We start from the raw sequence: 16,351 nt of genomic DNA, 5'->3' as shown, positions 1-16,351 counted from the left end.
GTCAACATCCGTGAGCCCAGGCACCTGACGTGTCTGCCGCATAACGATGAAGGGGTGTGCCGTGTCGGCTGTTCCTCCTACCGTGACAGGCTCTATTCCCGCGATTAACCCGGAGGTCGATCCGTCGACCCTCCCCGAGGCAGCACCGAACAGCGAGCCGGAGAGCTCGAATTGGATCGCGGTGGTCGCGCTGGCTCTCGGGATCTTCACGCTTATCACCATCGAAGAGCTTCCCATCGGCGTGCTCACGCTTATCTCCAACGACCTCGGTGTGAGCCGAGGAACCGTCGGGCTCGCCGTGACACTTCCCGGCGTGATCGCGGGCGTTGTGGCCCTACTCGTGCCGAGCGTGACTCGCCCCTTGAACCGTAAGACCGTGCTGCTACTCGCTCTTCTCTCGGTAGTCGTGAGTTGTACGATCTCCTTCTTCTCCACCTCGTGGCCGCTCTTTCTTGCCTCGCGCATTTTCACCGGGATTGCAATCGGGATGAACTGGCCCGTGCTTCCGCTCGTCGCGATTGGCCAGGTAAAAAAAGAGGACCGCACGACTGCGCTGACCATTGCGTTTGCCGGGAACGGGAGCGCGCTCGTGCTTGGACTGCCTCTCGCAACGTGGCTCGGAACGATGCTCGGGTGGCGCGGCGCGTTCGCTGCCACGGGTATTCTCGCCCTCGTCGTGGGCCTCATGATGGTCGCAATGGTCAGGCCCGTGCAGTCGGCCGCGGTGGAAACCGTGCGCTCGACCCTCGGTGCTGTGAAGATCCGCGGCGTGCGCTACGCATTTGTGCTGACGCTCATTATCGTGACGGGCCAGTTCGTCTCGTACAGCTACGTGAGTCCGATCCTTCAAGACTTCGCCCACGTCGATCTCGAAAAGATCAGCATGTACCTGCTGCTTTACGGGGCGCTCGGCCTCATCGGGAACTTCGCCGCCGGCCCGCTCATCAAACGCTCTGCTGCCTTGGCGGTTCTTGTCCTTGCGGTGGGTACGGCGCTTTCGCTCATCCTCGTCGCGACCGTGATGTCCGCCCCCGTCAATGCTCTCGTCATCATCGCTGTGTGGGGCTTTTTTGGCGGCATGGCCTCGGTGTCGATTCAGTCGCTCGTCAACGCTGAGGCGGGGGACCGCGTTGAGGCGGGCACCGCTCTCAATAGCGCGGCATTCAACATTTCGATCGGTGGGGGTGCGATCATTGGCGGCCTCATCGTGGACAGCGCCGGGCTCCGCGCGGCGGTCTGGGTGTCGACGGCTGCCGTCGCCCTCGGTGCCCTCATCGTGACGCGCTTCATCGCACTCACGCACAGGCGAGCCTCTAGGTAAGTATGAGTCAGGGAGGGCCCCTCGCCGCTTCCTAGACTGAAGGTATGGCCAAAAAGGACAAGAAGAGCAAAAAGAGCACTGAGAACGCTCAGGCGCCCGTGCGTGAACAGCGCGAACAGATCGTTCTCGATCAGGCGAAGAAACACCTGAAGGTAAGTGATGCTGCACTCGACATCGTCGAGGACGGTACCTATGTTGACGCGCGCCCACGCGGGCACGAGCTCCCGCTCGACCTCGAGGGCTTCACTTCCGTGCGCGAGCTCTCGACGAAGGCGCGGCTCGAGTTTGGCGGCGACAAGCAGGACGGCAAAGCAATCCTCGCCGCCCGCAGCGCGTACCTCAGTGAGCTCCAGGAGCGACTGTGGGCCGAGCATCGCGACCAAGAAAATGGCCGCCGCGTCCTTCTCGTGATCCAGGGCATGGACACGGCCGGCAAGGGCGGGATTGTGCGTCACGTGGTGGGCGCTGTTGACCCGCAGGGCGTGCGGATCAAGGGCTTCAAGGCTCCGACGGCGACGGAGAAGAATCGCCACTTCCTGTGGCGTATTCGCCGAGCGCTTCCCGAGCCGGGCTTCGTCGGCGTGTTCGATCGATCGCACTACGAGGACGTGCTCATCCACCGCGTCCACGGGTGGGCAGACGACAAGACTCTCGCGAAGCGCTACAGCGACATCAACAGGTTTGAAAAGCAACTCGTCGAAGAACGGGGCTACGAGGTCGTGAAGGTCATGCTGCACATCTCCAAGGAGGAGCAGTGGGAGAGGCTCTACGAGCGTCTCGAACGCGAAGATAAGCACTGGAAGTTCAACATGGGCGACCTCGACGAACGTGAGCATTGGGATGCATACATGGATGCGTACGACGCTGCGATCCGCGAGACGCACAAGGCGTGGGCTCCGTGGCACGTCGTTCCCGCGGATCGAAAGTGGTACGCGCGGCTGGCTGTTCAGCAGCTTCTGACCGATGCGCTCGAACGCATCGCCCCCGCTTATCCGAAAGCTGACTTTGATGTGAAGAAGGCCATTGAGCGTATGAAAGCGGAGAGGGCGTAGGCGTGTCAGGGTGCGCCGCTTTCTGGCAACGGTCAGATGGCGGTTCTACTGTACGAGTCGTAGCAGGGCCGCATGTCGCGGCCGGACATAGCGATGAAAGAAGGAATGACGATGGCAGAAGTCACCATTGAAGGCGCAACCGTGTCGACGAACGGGGAGCTCCCCAAGGTTGGCGATCAGCTTCCCGCGTTCACCCTTGCAGACGCCGAGCTGAAAGACGTCACTCTTGACGACTTCGCCGGCAAGCGCATTGTGCTGAACATTTTCCCTTCGGTTGACACGCCCACGTGCCAGGCGCAGCTGCGCACGTTCAACAAGAAGGCCTCCTCGCTCGACAACACCGTCGTGATCGGTGTGTCGGTTGATCTTCCGTTCGCGCAGGAGCGTTTCTGCGGCGCGGAGGGCCTCGATGACGTCCACACGTTCTCGGCTTTCCGTTCGAGCTTCGGCAAGGACTACGGCGTGGTGCTGTCCGACGGCGAGTTCGCCGGCCTGTTCGCTCGTGCCGTGCTCGTCGCCGACGAAACCGGCAAGGTTGTGCACTCGCAGCTCGTGCCGAGTGTCGATGACGAGCCCGACTACGAGGCTGCACTCGCGGCTCTCTGATTTCGCGACAGTACGAAAGCGCCCCGGTGTGTGCCGGGGCGCTTTCGTATGTGGGGCTGATAGCCGCTGTACGGCCTTACGGATTCGTGAGCCACGAGACAGCCTTAACGGTTTCTTGACTCATGGGGCCAGGTTAGACTCGTCGGTCGTGATGACAACTCACGCCCGTTCACAAGGTATTTTTGCACTGTCCGTCGCCGCCCTCGGCGTTGTTTTCGGAGACATCGGCACATCGCCGATTTACGCATTCCAAGCGCTCTTCACAGAGGCCGACGGCCACCCGCTTCCCCCTGATCCCCAACATATTTTTGGCGCGTTGTCCCTCGTGCTGTGGGCAGTCACCTTCACGGTCTCCATCAAGTACATAGGTGTGCTCCTTCGTGCCGATAACGACGGTGAGGGCGGCGAGCTCTCGCTCACGGCGCTTCTGACATCCGTCCTGTCGAGCGCGCGCACGCGAGGTCTGCTCGGCGCGGTAATGGTGCTCGGGATGTGTGCGGCGGGTTTGTTTTACGGCGATTCGCTCATCACCCCGGCCATCTCGATCCTGTCGGCTGTGGAAGGTTTGGAAGAGGCCTCTCCCGCCCTCGGCCCGCTCGTCGTGCCAATCGCGCTCGTGCTCGTGCTTGCCCTCTTTAGTATTCAGCGGTGGGGAACGGGCGTCGTGGGACGCGCGTTCGGGCCCGTCATGATCGTGTGGTTCCTTGTGATCGCGACCTTCGGCGTGCTGTCAATCGTGAAGACTCCGGAAATCATCGGGGCGCTTTCTCCGCATCACGCTCTCGGCTTTATCGTGACGGAACCGCTCTTGGCATTTTTCGCGCTCGGCGCTGTTGTGCTGACGGTGACGGGCGCCGAGGCACTGTATGCGGATATGGGGCACTTTGGCCGAGGGCCGATCGCGAGGGCGTGGTTCGTGCTCGTCTTTCCGTGCCTCGCACTGAACTATCTGGGGCAGGGTGCGCTCGTACTTCGCGAACGCAACGCGAGCCACCCGTTCTACGATCTTGTGCCTCACTCGCTGCAGTTTCCAGTCGTCATCCTCGCGACTCTCGCGACGATCATCGCCTCACAGGCCGTGATTGCGGGGGCATTCAGCGTGTCGATGCAGGCGCAGCGCCTCGGTCTACTTCCGCGCCTATCGCATACGTACACGAGCGAACACAAGGGGCAGGTGTATGTGCCCGGTGTGAACTGGCTACTGTGCGTGGGGGCACTCGTGCTCATCCTCGCCTTCCGCTCCTCGCAGGGGCTCTCGAGTGCGTACGGCATCGCCGTGTCGGGATCGTTCCTCCTCTCGACTGCTCTCCTGTTCCTCTACCTTCGCCACGTGCGAAAGTGGGCACTGTGGAAGGTCGTCGTCGTGGCCGCGTTCTTTGCGAGCGCCGAGCTCTTCCTGTTTGCGGCCAACGCCGCGAAAGTGTTCACGGGAGGGTGGATTCCCCTCGTAGTATCGGCGCTGTGCATTGCGACGATGCACGTGTGGCGCTTCGGCGCCGATCGCCTTCGTGAGCGCCGCCGGGACCTGTGCGGAACGTGGGAGGAATTCGTGGCGCGCACGGAAAAGAAGCAGCTCCAAAAGCTCCCGGGAACCGTCGTGTACCTCCACCAGGATGTCCATACGCCGCCGCTCGCGCTTCTCACGCAAACGCGCGTGAATCGCGCCATCCACTCGCGCGTCGTGATTGCCGAGGTGACGACCGAGCCTGTTCCACGCGTGAACGCGGAAGACCGCATCAAGGTCCTGGACGTCCCGGGCGTGCCCGACGGCGTCGAATGCGTGAACGTCCACTTCGGCTTCAAGGAACACCTGGATGTGCCGAAAGCGATGCGTCTTCTCGCCTCATGCCCCGACACGAGCGAGCGTTGGAGCAATCAGCGTCTGAAGTCCACGTGGTTCGTGACAGCGCGCGCCAACCTTGTGCTTGCGCCTGCGACGTTCCTGACGCTCGTCGCGAAGAAAGTGTTCCGCGTGATGTTCAAGAACCAGGCACGCGCAAGCGACCACTTCCACTTGCCGGTCGCGCGTTCGATGGGCGTCGAGACCGACCTGCGCTTCTAGAGAAGCCGGAGGCGGGCGCGTTAGCGCGCCGCGAGCTGGTCGATGATCGCGTTGAACGTGGCCGAGGGGCGCATGACCGCTGCTGTCGATTCAGGGTCGGGCCGGTAATAGCCACCGATCTCAGCCTTCGTGCCCTGAACCGCGAGGAGCTCGCGCTCGATGTCAGCGGCGGATTGATCAAGCTCGCTCGCGACGGGCGTAAACGTGCGCGCGAGCGCACTGCTGTCGCTTTGTGAAGCGAGCTCACGCGCCCAGTACAGTGCGAGGAAGAAGTGCGAGCCTCGATTGTCGGTGCCGCCGAGGCGGCGTTCGGGTGATTTGCCTTCGGTGAGCAACGTTTCGGTTGCGCGCTCGAGCGTATCCGCGAGGACCTCGGCATCGTGGTTGTCGTCGCGACGCGCAAGATGCCGCAGCGATTCGGCGAGCGCGAGGAATTCCCCGAGGGAATCCCACCGCAGGTAGTTTTCCGTCACGAGCTGCTGGACGTGTTTCGGAGCGGAGCCGCCTGCTCCCGTCTCGAAAAGCCCGCCGCCCGCCATGAGGGGAACAACCGAGAGCATCTTGGCGCTGGTGCCGAGCTCCATGATGGGGAAGAGGTCGGTCAGGTAATCGCGCAGCACGTTGCCGGTGACCGAGATCGTGTCGAGTCCATCGCGCGTTCGCGCGAGAGTCTCCCTCATGGCCTCGACGGGGCTGAGCACGCGGATGTCCAGGCCGTCGGTGTCCTCGTCGGCGAGCACGCGCTCGACCTTCGTCGCAATTTCGCGATCGTGTGCCCGCTCGGGGTCAAGCCAGAAGAAGGCGGGCGTTTCGCTAAGGCGCGCGCGACGCACAGCGAGCGCGACCCAGTCGCGCACGGGTGCGTCCTTCGTGTGGCATGCGCGGAAAATATCGCCGGCCTGGACGGTGTGCGATGTCAGCGCCGCGTCGTGGCACCCGCATGTCGAGCGGATCTCGATTCGCCCGTCTGCGGGGGCGATGAAAGTTTTGTCGTGGCTGCCGTATTCTTCGGCTTTCTGCGCCATGAGGCCGACGTTCGGCACGGTTCCCATGCCCGCCGGATCGAACGCGCCGTGGCGGCGGCAATCGTCGATCACAACCTGGTAGATGGGGGCATAGGAGCTATCGGGAATGACGGCAAGCGTGTCGTGCGGGGCGCCGTCGGACCCCCACATTTTTCCGCCCGTGCGGATCATCGCGGGCATGCTCGCATCCACGATGACGTCGCTCGGCACGTGAAGATTCGTGATGCCGCGATCCGAGTCGACCATCGCGAGCTCGGGCCCCTCGGCGAGGCGGTCACTCACAAGCGTGCGAATCGCCTCGGCGGTCTCGGCATCGAGCGCCTCGAGGCCCGAGAGGATCGCGCCCAGACCGTTGTTTGCCGAGAGTCCCGCATCCTCGAGTTTTGCCCCGAACCGCGTGAAGACCTCGGGGAAGAACGCGCGCACCGCGTGACCGAAGATGACGGGGTCACTGACCTTCATCATCGTGGCCTTGAGGTGGAGCGAGAACAGAACGTCGCGCTCGCGGGCCCTCTCAATCTGAGCGGTGAGGAATTGCTCCAGGGCACCGATGCTCATGACACTTGCGTCAATAATGTCGCCATCCTCGGCAGTCACGGCGTTTTTGAGGATCGTTTCGGTGCCGTCGGTGGCGACATGGACGATCTGGAAGGTTTTGTCGCCGTGAACGACGAAGCTTCGTTCGCTCGAGCGGAAGTCACCTTCGCTCATGGTGGCGACCTCGGTGCGCGAGTGGGTACTCCACTCGCCCATGCGATGCGGGTGGGCCTTCGCGAAGTTTTTGACTGCACGCGGCGCGCGGCGGTCAGAATTGCCTTCGCGGAGCACCGGATTGACGGCGGAGCCTTTGACGGCGTCGTATCGCGCGCGGACGTCGAGTTCGGTGTCGGTTTCGGGGCTATCCGGGTAGTCGGGGAGGTCGTAACCGCGTGCCTGAAGTTCGGCGATCGCGGCTTTGAGCTGCGGAACCGAGGCCGAAATGTTGGGAAGCTTGATGATGTTCGCCTCTGCGGTGCGCGCGAGGGCGCCGAGCTCGGCGAGTGCATCACGTTCGCGTTGGTCCTCGAGGAGGCGGTCCGCGAATGCGGCGAGGATGCGAGCGGCGAGTGAAATATCGCGGGTTTCGATGTCGACGCCAGCCTTCGAGGCGAAGCCACGCACGATTGGCAGGAGCGAGGCGGTCGCAAGCATGGGGGCTTCGTCAGTGATGGTGTACATGATGGCGGACATCAGTTTCTCCTCGCGGTGACGGTCACGAACTTCTCAAACGTACCAGGCCGCGGCGGGGTGCAAACCTCGTGCTCAGCCGCCGAGCGCCCATAGGCTCGCCGCCATGACAAGCGCACCGATGCCACACCACGTGAGGGTTCGCGTGAGCCGAGAGTGCGTGTAGGCGAGGGGGAGGAGCTCGACCGCGCTGATTGCGATCATCACCCCTGCGATGAGGGGGTTTGCCCATTCGAGGTTCGCGGCGTGCCCCGTGGCGGTGAGGAGCCCGTAGAGCGCGAGGGCTCCGACTGGTTCGGACAGCCCCGAGAGCGCTGTCGCGGCGATGGCCTTCGTTCGTGACCCCGTCGCGTGGAGGATGGGGGCGGCGACGGCGACCCCTTCGGGGATGTTGTGCAGCGCGATCGCGCCAGCGAGCGGGAGTGCGAACGCGGTGTCCTGGAGTGCGCTCGAAAACGTCGCGAACCCCTCGGGAATGTTGTGCGCGGTGAGTGCGAGAGCCGTGATGAGGCCCGTGCGCAAAAGTGCTCGTGCACGTGAGGAGTCCGACGGTTGCGTCGCCTCCCTAGCGCTCGTGACCGCACGGCGCTCCCACGCTCGCGAGGCAAGGTCGAGGGCGCCAATAATGACGAGGCCGGCGACGCAGTAAAGGGTGGTCGTGCCCGCTCCGAGCACACCGATCGAGTGGGGGAGGAGCTCGAGAGCGCTGACGGTGAGCATCGCACCTGCGGCGAACGCGAGAGCTGCGCCTAGGGCTTTCGGTTCGCGGGCACGTTCACTCAAGGCTATGAGAGAGCCGAGGATCGTGGCGAGCCCGGCAATTGTGGTGAGGGCGAGCGCGGTCAGCATGTTAAGAATTATTATCAAAAAGCAGGACTGGGGCGCAAATGCGCGGCGTCCTACCCAAAAAGGACGCGAACCTCGTCCCATCTGGACCTGGGCACGCGCTTCACCGAGTCGATTGCCTCGGTGAGCGGCTCGTTCACGATGTCGGTCCCGCGTAGCGAGACCATGCGACCAAAACCGCCTTCGTGCACGAGGTCGATCGCGGCCATACCGAAACGAGTCGCGAGCACGCGGTCGTACGCATTCGGTTCGCCGCCGCGCTGGATGTGTCCGAGTACGGTCGCGCGGGTTTCGATACCCGTGGCTTCTTCGATATAGGGGGCGAGGCGCTGGGCGACGCCGCCTAGGATCGGTCGGCCGAATTCGTCCATCTCGTAGTCCATGAAGTCTGCCGGCGCGTCTTTCGGAACGAACCCCTCGGCGACGACGACGAGTGGGGAGCGGCGCTTTGAGCGTGCAGCGCGCTGCGCAACGTACTCGCAGATTTCGTCGATCGTGAGCGGGAATTCGGGGATGCAGATGACATGCGCGCCTGCAGCCATACCCGAGTGGAGCGCGATCCAGCCGACGCTGCGCCCCATGACCTCGGCGACCATGCATCGGTGGTGGCTGTTGCCCGTCATGCGTAAGCGGTCGAGGTTCTCGGTTGCGATATCAACGGCGGTATTGAAACCGAACGTGTAGTCCGTGGCGTCGAGGTCGTTATCCACTGTTTTCGGGACGCCGACCACGGGGATGCCGGCCTCTGCGAGTCGATTGGCCGTGAACAGTGTTCCGTCGCCACCGATAGCGATGAGGGCGTCGACATCGTGGTCCTCGAGAACTTTGCGCACACCCTCGGCGCCGCCGCCGTCCTCGTGGAAGGGGTTGACGCGCGAGGTGCCGAGGATCGTTCCGCCCTGACGGCCGATGCCGCGCACAAGGCGTCGAGGGATCGGGATGAATTCGTTGTCGCGCACTCCCTTCCAGCCGTCGAGGTAGCCCACGAATTCATCTTCGTAGATGGAATCTCCCTTGAGGACAGCTCCGCGGATGACCGCGTTGAGTCCCGGGCAGTCGCCGCCAGAAGTCAGAATGCCGACCTTCATGCCACTCTCCTTCGGTTATGTCTTACGCCACGTCCATCCTAGAGACAAAGTCGCGGGACTTCGCGGGAATCCCGCTAGGCGGACCGACTGCCGAGCCGCAACGGCGTTGGATTGCATAGGGGTTGTGGGGGTTACCCACTTGTCAAAGAAAACGGGACCCCGCCTCGGCGAGGTCCCGTTTTCTTAAGCGCGCAATTTAGGCGCGGTGCGCGCGGTAGTACTCGATGAGCTGACGCGTCGAGGAATCCTGCTCGGCGAGAACCGACTCGTCGCCCGCGACGGCGCTCGTCAACTGCTTCGCGAGCTGCTTGCCGAGCTCAACGCCCCACTGATCGAAGCTGTTGATGCCCCACACTGCGCCCTGCACGAAGGTGATGTGCTCGTACAGCGCGATCAGCTGGCCGAGGACGCTCGGAGTGAGAGCGCTCGCCATGATCGAGGTGGTCGGACGGTCGCCTGAGAACACGCGTGCGGGAACAAGCGCGCCGGTCGTCCCCTCGGCCTCAACTTCCTCTGCGGTCTTGCCGAAGGCGAGCGCTTTGGTCTGCGCGAAGAAGTTCGCGAGGAAGAGCTCATGGACGTCGGTATCGCCGTCCTTGAGTGCGTAGGTGGGATTAGCAAACGCAATGAAATCCGCGGGAATGAGGCGCGTACCCTGGTGGATGAGCTGGTAGAAGGCGTGCTGACCATTCGTGCCGGGCTCGCCCCAGAAGATCTCGCCGGTCTCCGCAGTCACGGCTGAGCCGTCGTAACACACGGACTTGCCGTTGGACTCCATCGTGAGCTGCTGGAGGTAGGCGGGGAAGCGATGAAGGAATTGGCTGTAGGGAAGAACCGCGTGAGTCTCGGCGCCGAGGAAGTTCACGTTCCACACGTTCACGAGCCCCATGAGCAAAGGCACGTTTTCCTCGGGAGCTGCTGTGCGGAAATGCTCGTCCATCGCGTGGAAACCGCCGAGGAACTCTTCGAAGGCCTCGGGGCCGAACACGACGGCGAGGATCGTGCCGATCGCCGAATCGACCGAGTAGCGACCGCCCACCCAGCTCCAGAACCCGAAGGCGTTGGCCGGGTCAATACCGAATTCCTCGACCTTGTCGAGTGCGGTCGAGACGGCCACGAAGTGCTTCGCGACGGCTTCGGCATCCTGTGATTCAGCGACGCCCGCGGCGTGCAGGCCGTCGAGCAGCCACGCGCGCACGAGCTTCGCATTCGTGATCGTTTCGAGCGTCGTGAACGTCTTCGACGCGACGATCACGAGGGTTGTTTCGGGATCGAGGTCGCGCGTCGTCTCGCCCACGTCGGTCGGATCAATGTTCGAGATGAAGCGTGCCTCAATCCCCGCATCCGCGAGCGGGCGCAGTGCCTCGTACACCATCACGGGGCCGAGGTCGGAGCCGCCGATGCCAACGTTGATGACGGTCTCGATCTTCTTACCCGTAACGCCGGTCCACTCGCCGCTGCGAACCTTATTCGCAAACTCATAGATGCGTTCGAGGACCTCGCGCACATCGGCATCGACATTCTGGCCGTCGACGTCGAGGGCGGGGGATGCCCCCTTCGGGCGTCGAAGCGCGGTGTGTAAAACGGCGCGGTCCTCGGTCGTGTTGATGTGCGCGCCCGTGAACATGTCGTTGCGGCGCTTGCACACGCCCGTCTCGTTTGCGAGATCGAGAAGGAGTCCGACGGTTTCTTCGGATACAAGGTTCTTCGAGAGATCAACGAACAGATCCGCCGCCTCAAAACTCAGCTTCTTGGCGCGATCGGGATCTTCGGCGAACGCTTCGCGCAGGCCTTTGTCGAGCATGCCGTCGTGCTCTTCGAGGCGTTGCCAGGCCTCGGTAGTCGTCGGATCAACGGGGGCGGGGGAGAGATTGCTGTTTTCACTCATGTTTCCATTGTGATCCCTCACCCTGTGAGGCAGATTTCTATTCGTCACGCGAGAAGGCTCACGCAGCCGATAAGGGGCCCGGACGCGTTACCATGAATCGGGCGCGCGTGGGCCAGGCAAGCGTCGGACCCCCACACCTCACGAGACTTCCGCCGATCCCGAACAGATAAGGCTCCTATGACCATTCAGCACCGCTCCGATCTTCGAAACGTCGCGATCGTCGCCCACGTCGATCACGGCAAAACGACCCTCGTGGACGCCATGCTCCGCCAGGGCGGCGCGTTCGGCGAACGCGACAAAGTTGACGAGCGTGCGATGGACTCCGGTGACCTCGAGCGCGAAAAGGGCATCACCATCCTCGCGAAGAACACCGCGATCCACTATTCGGGGCCGACGGCAGCCGAGATCGGGCACCCCGAGGGCATTACGATCAACGTGATCGACACCCCCGGGCACGCCGACTTCGGCGGCGAGGTAGAGCGCGGCCTGTCCATGGTCGACGGCGTCGTGCTGCTCGTGGACGCGTCCGAGGGGCCGCTCCCGCAGACCCGATTCGTTCTGCGCAAAGCTCTTGCCGCGAGCCTTCCCGTGATCATCGTCGTGAACAAGGTTGATCGTCCCGACGCCCGCATCGACGCGGTCGTCAACGAAACAACGGATCTCCTTCTCGGCCTCGCTGAGGACCTCTCGCAAGACAACGCCGAGATCGACTTCGACGCACTGCTCGACGTCCCCGTGATCTACGCCTCCGGCAAAGCTGGGCGTGCGAGCGCGAACAAGCCCGCAGACGGCGAGCTTCCCGATTCCGAAACGGTCGAACCGCTCTTCAAGACGATTCTCGAATCGATCCCCGCTCCCGAATATGACGACGACATGCCGCTGCAGGCACACGTCACGAACCTCGATGCTTCGCCGTTCCTCGGCCGTCTCGCGCTCTTGCGCATCGAGAACGGCGAGCTCAAGAAGGGCCAGCAGGTCGCGTGGGCGACCCGCCACGGCGATATCAAGAGCGTGAAGGTCACCGAACTTCTCGAAACGAAGGGGCTCACACGCGAGCAGATGACGCGCACGGCGCGCCCCGGCGACATCGTGGCCGTTGCGGGTATCCCCGACATCATGATCGGCGAAACCCTCACCGACCTCAACGATCCTCGTCCGCTCCCACTCATCACCGTGGACGACCCCGCGATCTCGATGACGATCGGCATCAACACCTCGCCGATCGCCGGCAAGGTCAAGGGCCACAAGCTCACCGCCCGCCAGGTCAAGGACCGCCTCGATGCCGAGCTCGTCGGCAACGTGTCCCTCAAGGTTCTGCCCACTGATCGCCCAGACGCATGGGAGGTTCAGGGCCGCGGCGAGCTCGCTCTCGCGATTCTCGTTGAACAGATGCGTCGCGAAGGCTTCGAACTGACCGTGGGGAAGCCGCAGGTGCTGACCCGCGAGATCGACGGCGTCACGTGCGAACCGATCGAGCGTATGACGATCGACGTTCCCGAGGAATACCTCGGAACAATCACGCAGCTCATGGCCTCCCGCAAGGGGCGCATGGAAACCATGAACAACCACGGTTCGGGCTGGGTGCGCATGGAATTCCTCGTTCCCGCGCGCGGCCTCATTGGTTTCCGCTCGCGCTTCTTGACCGAAACGCGCGGTACCGGCATCGCCTCCTCGCTCGCCGAAGGCTTCGAGCCCTGGATGGGCCCCATTGAATTCCGCAACACGGGCTCCCTCGTGGCCGACCGCGCGGGAGCTGTCACGCCGTATGCGATGATCAACCTCCAAGAACGCGGCTCGTTCTTCGTCGAACCCACCTCCGAGGTGTACATGGGGCAGGTCGTCGGCGAAAACTCCCGCAATGAAGACATGGACGTGAACATCACGAAGGAAAAGAAGCTCACGAACATGCGCTCGGCCACGGCAGACGCGTTCGAGAATCTCATCCCGCCGCGCAAGCTCACGCTCGAGGAGTCGCTCGAATTCGCCGCCGAGGACGAATGTGTCGAGGTCACCCCCGAAATCGTGCGCATCCGTAAGGTCGTCCTCGACCCCACCGAACGTGCGCGCGCTCGCGCTCGAGCCCGCAACTCGTAATCGAGGGCGAGACAATGAGTCAAAAGGACCCCAACGAAGGCGTCATTTTCGTCGACGGTACGAGGCCCACCTCGCGCGCGACCGAGATCGTTGTCGGCGCGATCGGGGGGGTGCTCGGCGGCCTTGTCGTGATTGGGACGCACCGTATGCGCTCGACCGTTCAAGGCGTGTCCGTGCCGTGGGGGCTCCTGTTTGGTTGCGCGTACGAGGTCGTCGCAACCTGCATGCTGGTCGCGCTTAGCGGGCGCAAGCTCCCACTGTTCATCGATGCTCTCGCCTTCACACTCGTGGCCGTGTACTTTTCGGGCACGTCGCTCGGGGGAGGGCTGCTCGTTCCAGCACAGATTGCCGGCGAAGCGCAGTGGCAGGGCTGGGTCGCCCAGTTCCTCGGCGTGATCGTGCCCCTCGTGGGTGTCGCTATCGTGTGGGCCATCCAAATCAGAAACATCGCGCGCGCGAACCAGCGCGAAGAAAGGATTGTGAAGCCATGACCTACGTCATCGCCCTCCCGTGCGTTGATGTCAAAGACCGCGCCTGCGTCGACGAATGCCCCGTCGACTGCATCTACGAAGGCGAGCGTTCGCTGTACATTCAGCCGGACGAATGCGTCGATTGCGGTGCGTGCGAACCCGTGTGCCCCGTCGAAGCGATCTACTACGAGGACGACCTGCCCGATCAGTGGAGCGAGTACTACCGCGCGAATGTCGAGTTCTTCGACGAGCTCGGAAGCCCCGGTGGTGCGGCGAAGCTGGGTCCGCAGTCGTTTGACCACGAGGTCATCGAGAAACTTCCCCCACAGGAAAACCCGCTCGAAGGCTAAAACCTCGAAGCAAAAGTCCACGTGGCCTGCAGGTGAGCATCAAGTAACAGAAGGCCCAAGTTCGGCTAGCAAAGCCCGTTTTAAACGGGGTCTTTCATGACCACTGCGTGAACTCTTGACGACCTTTCGCGAGCGTGGGCGGGGGACGGGCGTAGCGGGGGCATCGGCGCGCTTAACCTCGAGGCGTCGTCCAAATCGATGCGCCCCTTGCGCGCCAGTGGAAAGGCCACGCAATGTCCCTCAATCGACGTTCACTTCTGTTTGGTGGTGCTGCCCTTAGCTTCGCGGGCCTCGCGACAGCATGTGCGCCAGCCTCGAAAAACTCTTCAGGAGCCTCCGACAAGGGAGGTGAGTCGGCAGCCGATGTGACGGGTGAGGTCGAAGGGACCCTTCGCATCCACGCGGGCGGCGACACCAACGTGCGCGACCTATGGCAGGACGGGCTTGGGCCGGCCTTCACGAAGAAATACCCGAAGGTCACGATCAAGGTTGACCACGATCTGCACTCCGAACGCTCCCAGCAATCGCTCGCGCGCTTGTCCGCTGCCGGCGACGGCGATTCGGGCATGGACTTCATCGATGACGGCTGGGTGACGGACGCGGCAGACGCGAAACTTCTGCTCAACGTGAGCGCCAAAGAGATTCCCGCCCTCGGCGATGTTCCCCAGGAAGCGCTTGCCCAAGGACTTGGACAAGCCTTCCCCTACCGAGCCTCCTCCGTGCTCCTCGCGTACGACACGGAGCAAGTCGCCACCCCTCCGAAGACTCTCAAGGAGCTTCTGACCTGGATCGAACAGAACCCCGGCAAGTTCGCCTACAACTCTCCTTCGACGGGCGGCTCAGGCTCGGCCTTCGTGACGAGTGTGCTCGACCTGTACATCCCGAAGGACGTCCGCGAGCGTATGACGACGAGCTACGACGAGGCCGACGAAAAGCACTGGGACAAGGGCTGGGAAGAGCTCAAGCGCATCGGTAAGTTCACGTACGGCCAGGGCACCTACCCGAACGGCAACGAGCAGAGCATTGAGCTTTTGGTCAACGGCGAGGTCGCGATGATCCCGGTGTGGTCCGATCAGTTCATTTCCGGTCGCGAGTCCGGGAAGATCCCGGAACGGGTCAAGGCGACGCAGATCTCGAATCCGCCGTTCGCAGGCGGCGCATCGTTCCTCGGGATCCCGAAGAACTCGAAGAACAAGCCTGCCGCGCTCGCGCTCGCGAAATTCGCGCTCTCCCCCGAGGGGCAGCAGATCATCTCCACGACAATGGCGGGTTACCCGATCATCCCGCTCGAGGACATGCCCGAGGAGATTCAAAAGAAATTCGACGGCATCGACACGCAGAACCTCGGCCAGGGCTACTTTGGCGACCACGAAGACAACAAAGCCAAGCTCTGGGACCAGAAGGTTCCGACCGCCTAGGGAGCAAGCGTGGCATCGAGGCAATCATGGATCGGTGTGCTCCTCGCGAGCCCACCGATCCTCCTCATCATCGTTTTCATCGGCTTTCCCGTCATCAATGCCTTCGGCTTGAGCCTCGGGTACACGGGCGGGTTGAACACGACGATCGCGATGATCGGTAAGAACACGCACGAGACGCAGTCATGGGCTCCGACTCTCGACGCGTATCGCGAGGTCTTTTCGAACCCGCGATTTCTCTCGGATTTGCGGGTGACGGTGAGCATTTCAATTCTCACCACCGTGATCGTCACGGCCCTTGCGTGGCTCGTGGCTCTCGCGATGCGGCTGCGGCCGTCGGGCATCACCCGCATGCTTCCCGCTTTCGCCGTCATCCCGATGTTTATCCCGGGAGTAATCGGGGCGTGGGCCATGATTCGGTTCTGGGCGGCCGACGGTTTCTTTGGCTCAGTGATGCGGAGTCTTGGCGTGGCGAGCCCACCTCAAATTGCGTTCACGTCGACCCTCGTGCTCATGACTCAGGTGTGGTCCTCGCTTCCGTTTGCGGTCCTCATGGTGTCGTCGGGGGTTCAATCGGTGCCTGATGCCCTGATTGATGCCGCTCGGGATGCAGGTGCGGGAACGATCCGCATTGTGAAGGACGTCGTGGCACCGATGGCGTTCGTGCCCACGGTCATCGCTATGACCTTTACCGCGATTGGGAACGTCGGGTCGTTCACTGTTCCGTGGCTCACGGGCCCCTCCGCGCCGACCATGCTCGGCGTCAGTATGACGAAACACTTCAACACGTACGGAGAGCCGCAGCAATCAGTTGTCATGGCCATTGTCGTGTTTGCGCTCGCTGCGCTGATTGGGGTTCTTTACGTCTGGGCCAATTACCGACAAGCAAAAGAAGAGATGACCTGAT

General features: G+C 62.8%; 13 protein-coding genes. 9 read left to right on the top strand and 4 right to left on the bottom strand.

Annotated elements, in window-relative coordinates:
- Positions 1-61 precede the first annotated feature (61 nt).
- The 4 genes from HMPREF3176_RS09110 to HMPREF3176_RS09095 all read left to right on the top strand — a co-directional run bounded on the left by HMPREF3176_RS09110 (position 62) and on the right by HMPREF3176_RS09095 (position 5,041).
- Positions 62-1,321, top strand: coding sequence for an MFS transporter (locus HMPREF3176_RS09110; protein ID WP_016664165.1), 1,260 nt, complete (start codon positions 62-64; stop codon positions 1,319-1,321).
- 44 nt (positions 1,322-1,365) lie between these two features.
- Complete coding sequence (locus tag HMPREF3176_RS09105; RefSeq protein ID WP_070459916.1) at positions 1,366-2,373, top strand: PPK2 family polyphosphate kinase; 1,008 nt, start codon at positions 1,366-1,368, stop codon at positions 2,371-2,373.
- 111 nt (positions 2,374-2,484) lie between these two features.
- Positions 2,485-2,979 carry a thiol peroxidase gene (gene tpx / locus HMPREF3176_RS09100; protein ID WP_016664167.1) on the top strand — a complete coding sequence of 165 codons (495 nt, stop codon included), beginning with the start codon at positions 2,485-2,487 and terminating at the stop codon, positions 2,977-2,979.
- A 151-nt stretch (positions 2,980-3,130) separates the two neighbouring features.
- The gene (locus tag HMPREF3176_RS09095) at positions 3,131-5,041 is read left to right on the top strand and encodes a potassium transporter Kup (RefSeq protein WP_070459913.1); all 1,911 of its coding nucleotides are present in this window, start codon (positions 3,131-3,133) and stop codon (positions 5,039-5,041) included.
- A 20-nt stretch (positions 5,042-5,061) separates the two neighbouring features.
- Here HMPREF3176_RS09095 and HMPREF3176_RS09090 read toward each other — a convergent pair whose 3' ends face one another.
- The 4 genes from HMPREF3176_RS09090 to pgi all read right to left on the bottom strand — a co-directional run bounded on the left by HMPREF3176_RS09090 (position 5,062) and on the right by pgi (position 11,115).
- Positions 5,062-7,296 carry an NADP-dependent isocitrate dehydrogenase gene (locus HMPREF3176_RS09090; protein WP_070459910.1) on the bottom strand — a complete coding sequence of 745 codons (2,235 nt, stop codon included), beginning with the start codon at positions 7,294-7,296 and terminating at the stop codon, positions 5,062-5,064.
- 72 nt (positions 7,297-7,368) lie between these two features.
- Positions 7,369-8,142, bottom strand: coding sequence for a ZIP family metal transporter (locus HMPREF3176_RS09085; protein ID WP_065247494.1), 774 nt, complete (start codon positions 8,140-8,142; stop codon positions 7,369-7,371).
- Positions 8,143-8,192: 50 nt separating this feature from the next.
- Positions 8,193-9,227: a 6-phosphofructokinase gene (locus tag HMPREF3176_RS09080; RefSeq protein WP_016664171.1), complete on the bottom strand. Its 1,035-nt coding sequence runs from the start codon at positions 9,225-9,227 to the stop codon at positions 8,193-8,195.
- A gap of 196 nt (positions 9,228-9,423) precedes the next feature.
- Positions 9,424-11,115, bottom strand: a complete 1,692-nt coding sequence (pgi, locus tag HMPREF3176_RS09075) for a glucose-6-phosphate isomerase (RefSeq protein ID WP_070459907.1) — start codon at positions 11,113-11,115, stop codon at positions 9,424-9,426.
- 177 nt (positions 11,116-11,292) lie between these two features.
- Between pgi and typA the strand changes: the two genes are divergently transcribed.
- The 5 genes from typA to HMPREF3176_RS09050 all read left to right on the top strand — a co-directional run bounded on the left by typA (position 11,293) and on the right by HMPREF3176_RS09050 (position 16,350).
- Complete coding sequence (gene typA, locus HMPREF3176_RS09070) at positions 11,293-13,209, top strand: translational GTPase TypA (RefSeq protein WP_016664173.1); 1,917 nt, start codon at positions 11,293-11,295, stop codon at positions 13,207-13,209.
- Positions 13,210-13,223: 14 nt separating this feature from the next.
- Complete coding sequence (locus HMPREF3176_RS09065; protein WP_070459905.1) at positions 13,224-13,700, top strand: hypothetical protein; 477 nt, start codon at positions 13,224-13,226, stop codon at positions 13,698-13,700.
- A complete protein-coding gene (gene fdxA / locus HMPREF3176_RS09060; RefSeq protein WP_016664175.1) occupies positions 13,697-14,029 on the top strand; it encodes a ferredoxin in 333 nt (110 codons plus the stop codon). The genes HMPREF3176_RS09065 and fdxA overlap by 4 nt, the downstream gene beginning before the upstream one ends.
- Before the next feature lie 233 nt (positions 14,030-14,262).
- A complete protein-coding gene (locus tag HMPREF3176_RS09055; RefSeq protein ID WP_070435253.1) occupies positions 14,263-15,447 on the top strand; it encodes an extracellular solute-binding protein in 1,185 nt (394 codons plus the stop codon).
- 9 nt (positions 15,448-15,456) lie between these two features.
- Positions 15,457-16,350, top strand: a complete 894-nt coding sequence (locus HMPREF3176_RS09050; RefSeq protein WP_065247500.1) for an ABC transporter permease — start codon at positions 15,457-15,459, stop codon at positions 16,348-16,350.
- Position 16,351 lies beyond the last annotated feature (1 nt).

It is taken from the genome of Dermabacter sp. HMSC08H10 (genome assembly GCF_001807585.1).
In the GTDB taxonomy this organism is placed as follows: Bacteria; Actinomycetota; Actinomycetes; order Actinomycetales; family Dermabacteraceae; genus Dermabacter; species Dermabacter hominis.
This window is presented reverse-complemented; position numbering and strand designations above follow the sequence as displayed.

Coding starts and splice junctions, on each gene's coding strand:
- pgi (WP_070459907.1), bottom strand. CDS start 11,115: ATGAGTGAAAACAGCAATCTCTCCCCCGCCCCCGTTGATCCGACGACT.
- typA (WP_016664173.1), top strand. CDS start 11,293: ATGACCATTCAGCACCGCTCCGATCTTCGAAACGTCGCGATCGTCGCC.
- HMPREF3176_RS09065 (WP_070459905.1), top strand. CDS start 13,224: ATGAGTCAAAAGGACCCCAACGAAGGCGTCATTTTCGTCGACGGTACG.
- HMPREF3176_RS09080 (WP_016664171.1), bottom strand. CDS start 9,227: ATGAAGGTCGGCATTCTGACTTCTGGCGGCGACTGCCCGGGACTCAAC.
- HMPREF3176_RS09085 (WP_065247494.1), bottom strand. CDS start 8,142: ATGCTGACCGCGCTCGCCCTCACCACAATTGCCGGGCTCGCCACGATC.
- tpx (WP_016664167.1), top strand. CDS start 2,485: ATGGCAGAAGTCACCATTGAAGGCGCAACCGTGTCGACGAACGGGGAG.
- HMPREF3176_RS09095 (WP_070459913.1), top strand. CDS start 3,131: ATGACAACTCACGCCCGTTCACAAGGTATTTTTGCACTGTCCGTCGCC.
- HMPREF3176_RS09105 (WP_070459916.1), top strand. CDS start 1,366: ATGGCCAAAAAGGACAAGAAGAGCAAAAAGAGCACTGAGAACGCTCAG.
- HMPREF3176_RS09090 (WP_070459910.1), bottom strand. CDS start 7,296: ATGTCCGCCATCATGTACACCATCACTGACGAAGCCCCCATGCTTGCG.
- fdxA (WP_016664175.1), top strand. CDS start 13,697: ATGACCTACGTCATCGCCCTCCCGTGCGTTGATGTCAAAGACCGCGCC.
- HMPREF3176_RS09055 (WP_070435253.1), top strand. CDS start 14,263: ATGTCCCTCAATCGACGTTCACTTCTGTTTGGTGGTGCTGCCCTTAGC.